A 4,660-nucleotide genomic window follows, 5' to 3' on the forward strand; every position below is an offset into this window, starting at 1 on the left:
CACCACCGGTCCGTCAACGCGGAAGATCCCGGGCGTCGACGGCCCGCAGATTGATGTTCACGAATCCCTGGTGCATTCCGGGTACCAGGTCGACCCAGAAATAACCACGCAGCCGGTAGGAACCCTGCACGTAGCCGAAGGAAGCACCGCTGTGCGCCATCTCGGCAAGGCGGTACGTGCTCCCGAAGCACTCCTTCCCCGGCTCGAAGCCGGGCGGCTCCCCCGGCCCGAGCGCCCCGCACGCGTCGAAGAGGGTGAAGTTGGGCCGGTTGTCCCCCCCAAAGTCCGGTCCGGGGTAGAAGGCCCCTTCGTTACCCTCGGCGAGGGTGGAGATGTCGAGGAAGACGATCTGGGTGTCGTGGGCGGTGACGAAGCCGGTGAACGCCTTGGCCTGCATGAGCTGGCCGACCGTGCCCCGGAATCCGGGGATCGGCCGCCCCGACGACAGGCCGGCAGGAGGAACGATGACAGAGAGTGAGGGCGCGGGGAGCCCCGGTGGCCCAGGAGTACGTCCCGATCGGGCCGGGACGTCGTCACGCGACGACGGGGTGAGTGGCACGCCGTGCGGGCCGGGCCCCGGTTCCCCGGCCGTCGCCTGGGAACTGGCGGCCGTCCCGGGGGCCTGCGGACCGAGGTCGCCGGCGGCCTCGGAGGCGCTCAGGGCGGCCAGGCCCGCGAGTGTCGCGGCCAGGGCAGCCAGACCCGCGGTCCGGCGCGGGTGGCGCCGGGCACGGGCCCGCCGGCCGGACAGGGGCCGCTTCGCCCCGGCGGGAGCTGCCCCGGCGGAAGCGGCCGCATCATGATCACCGTCAGCCGGCCGGCCACCGGCCTGATCGTCATCCTCGCCGAGCGCGGACCCGCCGACCTGCCCGGACTCGCCGACCTGCCGAAGCTCGCCAGCCTGCCCGGGGTCCCCCGCCGGATCACCGGTCCCGCGTGGCGCCCGGCCCGCTGTCCCCGCACCGTTTGTCCCCGCACCGTCGCCCACTCGCACCCACGCGCCGGCGCTCTCCGGCGCATCGAGGCGGATCTGCGTCTTGGCGTCATGGGTATCCTCCTCCGCGACCGGCAGAAGGCTCCTCATGCGGGTCGTCACCGGTGGGGCGAGCCAGGCGTCCCGCAGTATCCGGCGTGTCTCGCGCTCCGGGTCGCCAGTAGACCCGATCAGCACGCGCAGCAACGCGTGGGCGCTCGGCCGGGCCATAGGCTCCTTGAGCAACGCCGCGCGGACCGCTGGGCGCAGGGCCAGCGGAACATCCCCGGTGTCGGCCTCGTCGTGGACCACCCGGTACAGCAGCGCGTCGGGCCGGCCGGTCCCGAAGGGGGGTCGCCCCGACGCGGCGAACAGTACCGTCAGGCCCCAGGCGAAGACGTCCGCCGGCGGGCCGATCTCGCCGCGTCCGGTGACCTGCTCCGGGGCCATGTAACCCGGGCTGCCCAGCAACACCCCCGTCCTGGTCGCGGCCGTCGCGTCGACCGCCGCCGCGATGCCGAAGTCGATCACTTTCGGGCCGTCCTCGCTGAGGATCACGTTGCCCGGTTTCAGGTCCCGATGGACGATGCCGGCGTCGTGGATGGCCTTCAGGGCCTCGGCGAGCCCGGTCGCCAGCGCCATGACGACCGGCATGGTCAGCGCGCCCCGGTCGGCGATCGCCTCGGCGAGGCTTTGGCCGTGGATGTGCTCGGTTGCCATCCACGGATCCTCGGCGTCGGGATCGGCATCGACCAGCCTCGCGGTGCAGGCACCGTCGACCGCCCGGGCGGCCGCGACCTCGCGACGGAACCGGCTGCGGAACTCGGGATCGGCCGTGAAGTCCGACCGGATCACCTTGAGGGCGACCGGCCCTCCGGTCTCGTCGTCGATGCCGAGGTAGACGACTCCCATACCACCGGAGCCGAGCCGCGCGGTGAGCGTGAACCGGGCGATCCGCTCCGGATCGCCAGAGCGCAGCGACATCGCCGGCACCGCACCCTCCTTTCCGTCGAGCTTTCCGCCGCGAGCCGACCGACAGCCGGCGAGGGTTGGCCGCCGGGGCCGACCGCCGCTCCGAACGTTCCGACGCAGTGGCCGAGGCAACGGTCGATGGAGCATCCCGACAGACCCGGAGGCCACGCCCACCGTGCCAGCTACATCTGTGACGGATCTGTGACGGAGATGCGACGGTCCGTGCGGTCGAATCACGGCGAGCAAACGAGTCCCGCCCGTGAGCGGATTCCGAGATTCCGAGATTCGAAGACCAGGAGATTCGAAGATCAGGAAATGGTCTGATGTTCGCGCAGCCGGATCAGGTCCGGATCCTGCTCGATCGCCTGGATGTCCTCGGCCCGGGCATGGGTGACAAAGTGCTCCAGGGGCACTTCGACGAACAGCCCTCGGGCCCGGACCGCGACCCGTCCGGTAGGGCTGTTCAATCGTCCCTCGCCACTAGCGTAGACCCGCCGGCCGAGCACGCCCTCGACCCGCGCCCTCAGGTGCAGGACGGTGCCCACGGGTACCGGCCGCAGGAAGTCCGTCTCCAGCCGGCCGGTCACCAGGCTGGTCCGGGTCAGATGCCCGAGCGCACCCAACGCCTCGTCGAGGGCGCAGCTGAGCAGGCCACCATGGGCGAGGCCCGGCGCTCCCTGATGATGCTCGGTCACCTCAAACGTCGCGCACAGCGCGAGGCCGGCATCGGCGTCGACCCGTAGGTGCAGTCCGTGGGCGGACTGGTCACCGCAGGCGAAGCACCGCACGTAGTGGGACGGCAGCACGGTGCCGGGCGCCGGTGCGTTCGCTGGGCGTGGCGGGAGTTGTGCTCCCGGTGGCAGATCTGTTCGCAACGGCGTCACGACCCGGACTGTACCGACGCGGTGGGATCCGCCTGGCATCTTGCCGACGTGCCTTCCACCAACCGGCTACCGGCCGACCCGCGGCCGAGGACTCCGCTCAGCTACCGGCGGCCGGCCGCGCGACGCAGGTGGCGCAACTCGCGGCGCAGCCTGATCTGAGGAATGACACCGATGAGTAGGCCGACGACGAGACCGGCGGCGGCCGAGGCGGCCAGTGCACCCGCGACCGACATCTGCCTGGTCGAACCGAACAGCCAGATGCTCACGCGCGCGTCGTTCTGCACGACGAAGACCACGACGGCGATCGCGATGAGCAGCACCAGCACGGTGATCGCATAGGTGGTGTAGGCAACCCCGCGACGCGACGGCCGGGCCCCGCCGGTGGGCGCACCCGGGACGCCGGGAGAATCCGGTCCGCCCGGGTGGGCCGGCTGGTGCGGAACGGGCGCCACGGCGCCCGGACCGGCCGGACCAACCGGACCGGCTGGACCAACCGGAACCTGGCCGGCAGGCGTTCCGGAAGGCGAGGCCGCGGGGGTCTGCCCGGCCGCCGCCGGCGCCGCGGGCGCGGGCGGAACGGCGGGCGGAGAGGCCGTACGCCTCGCGTTGCCGAACCCTCGGCCCGGCTGCTTCGGTCCCGTCATGATCGTCCTGTTCCTCGATCCGCCGCCATACCGCCCGATCGGCCGGCTCCGCGCACCGACAGCCCGATCAGCCCTACGCCCAGGAAGCGTAGACCGGGAAGCACTCTATACTGAAGGAAGCGGACGAGTTGGCCGGGCGACCGCGTCGGTGCCGGCTCGTCCGGCGTCGCCGAGGAAAGTCCGGGCTCCACAGGGCAGGGCGGTGGGTAACACCCACCCGGGGTGACCCGCGGGACAGTGCCACAGAAAACAGACCGCCGGTGCCGGTTCCGGCGCCGGTAAGGGTGAAACGGTGCGGTAAAAGCGCACCAGCGCCCAGGGTGACCTGGGCGGCTCGGTAAACCCCGCCCGGAGCAAGGTCAGAAGGCCCGTAGCCGCGAGGCCGCGGACCGCGCAGGCGTTCGAGGGCTGCCCGCCCGAGCCTGCGGGTGGACCGCTAGAGGCTGCCGGCAACGGCAGCCCGAGAGAGATGGTCGCCGCCGACGAGCCGTGAGGCTAGCCGGTACAGGACCCGGCTTACAGGCCACCTCGTCCGCCTCAGCGGCCCGACCACTCCCCGGTTTGTACAATCTGGGGATGAGCGAGATGCCGATCAGCGAGGCACGCGACCACCTCGGCGAGATCGTCTCCAAGGCGGAGCACGCCCATGAGCGGATCGTCCTGACCCGTCACGGCCGCGCGGTCGCGGCAGTGATCTCCATAGAAGATCTCCGTGAGCTGGAAGCGGCGGAGGACGAAGCGGATCTCGCCGTCGCCCGAGAGGCGCTGGCCGCCGAGGAGCCTCGCGTACCCCACGCCGACGTCCTCGCCGAGTTCGGCCTGAACTGACGTGGCGCACACCGTCGAGTGGACGACTGCGGCGCTGCGAGAGCTGCGCAAGCTCGACGCCTCCACCACTCGACGGATCCTGATCGCGGTAACACGACTCGCGGCGGAACCCCGCCCCTCGGGGGCCCGGGCCCTCACCGGCCAACCCAGCAGGATACTGCGGAACAGAGTTGGTGAATACCGGGTGATCTACCAGGTCGACCACACCCGCATTCTCGTCACGATCGTCCACGTCGCCCATCGGCGTGAGGTGTACCGGCACCTCTGACCCGAGCCGCTCGGCACCCCGGAGTCGGCACCCCCGGAGCAAGGTCCAAGGGCCCGTGGCCGTCACAAGTCGCGGACCGCGGAACCGTGCC

5 protein-coding genes and 1 other RNA gene are annotated in these 4,660 nt (G+C 71.5%); 3 read left to right on the top strand and 3 right to left on the bottom strand.

Translation table 11 applies throughout. From position 1 onward, the window contains the following. Positions 1–13: 13 nt before the first annotated feature. From ACY45C_RS19710 to ACY45C_RS19720, 3 genes are all read right to left on the bottom strand, one after another. Positions 14–1,957, bottom strand: a complete 1,944-nt coding sequence (locus ACY45C_RS19710; protein ID WP_462189047.1) for a serine/threonine protein kinase — start codon at positions 1,955–1,957, stop codon at positions 14–16. A 296-nt stretch (positions 1,958–2,253) separates the two neighbouring features. Further along, positions 2,254–2,868 (bottom strand): PaaI family thioesterase, encoded by a 615-nt coding sequence (locus ACY45C_RS19715; RefSeq protein WP_462189042.1) that lies wholly within the window; start codon positions 2,866–2,868, stop codon positions 2,254–2,256. Positions 2,869–2,930: 62 nt separating this feature from the next. Further along, on the bottom strand, positions 2,931–3,281 hold the full coding sequence (locus ACY45C_RS19720; RefSeq protein WP_462189043.1) for a lipopolysaccharide assembly protein LapA domain-containing protein: 351 nt from the start codon (positions 3,279–3,281) through the stop codon (positions 2,931–2,933). Between the two features lie 316 nt (positions 3,282–3,597). Here ACY45C_RS19720 and rnpB point away from each other — a divergent pair. The 3 genes from rnpB to ACY45C_RS19735 all read left to right on the top strand — a co-directional run bounded on the left by rnpB (position 3,598) and on the right by ACY45C_RS19735 (position 4,569). Next, an RNA gene (rnpB, locus tag ACY45C_RS19725) (RNase P RNA component class A) lies at positions 3,598–4,008 on the top strand. Between the two features lie 41 nt (positions 4,009–4,049). After that, positions 4,050–4,301 carry a type II toxin-antitoxin system Phd/YefM family antitoxin gene (locus ACY45C_RS19730; protein WP_462189044.1) on the top strand — a complete coding sequence of 84 codons (252 nt, stop codon included), beginning with the start codon at positions 4,050–4,052 and terminating at the stop codon, positions 4,299–4,301. 1 nt (position 4,302) lies between these two features. Further along, complete coding sequence (locus tag ACY45C_RS19735) at positions 4,303–4,569, top strand: type II toxin-antitoxin system RelE family toxin (RefSeq protein ID WP_462189046.1); 267 nt, start codon at positions 4,303–4,305, stop codon at positions 4,567–4,569. Positions 4,570–4,660: the final 91 nt, after the last annotated feature.

The organism is Frankia sp. CcWB2 (genome assembly GCF_977927585.1).

Bases quoted from the DNA above. Each gene is read 5' to 3' on its own strand.
- ACY45C_RS19710 (WP_462189047.1), bottom strand. From the start codon at position 1,957: ATGTCGCTGCGCTCTGGCGATCCGGAGCGGATCGCCCGGTTCACGCTC.
- ACY45C_RS19715 (WP_462189042.1), bottom strand. From the start codon at position 2,868: ATGCCAGGCGGATCCCACCGCGTCGGTACAGTCCGGGTCGTGACGCCG.
- ACY45C_RS19730 (WP_462189044.1), top strand. From the start codon at position 4,050: ATGAGCGAGATGCCGATCAGCGAGGCACGCGACCACCTCGGCGAGATC.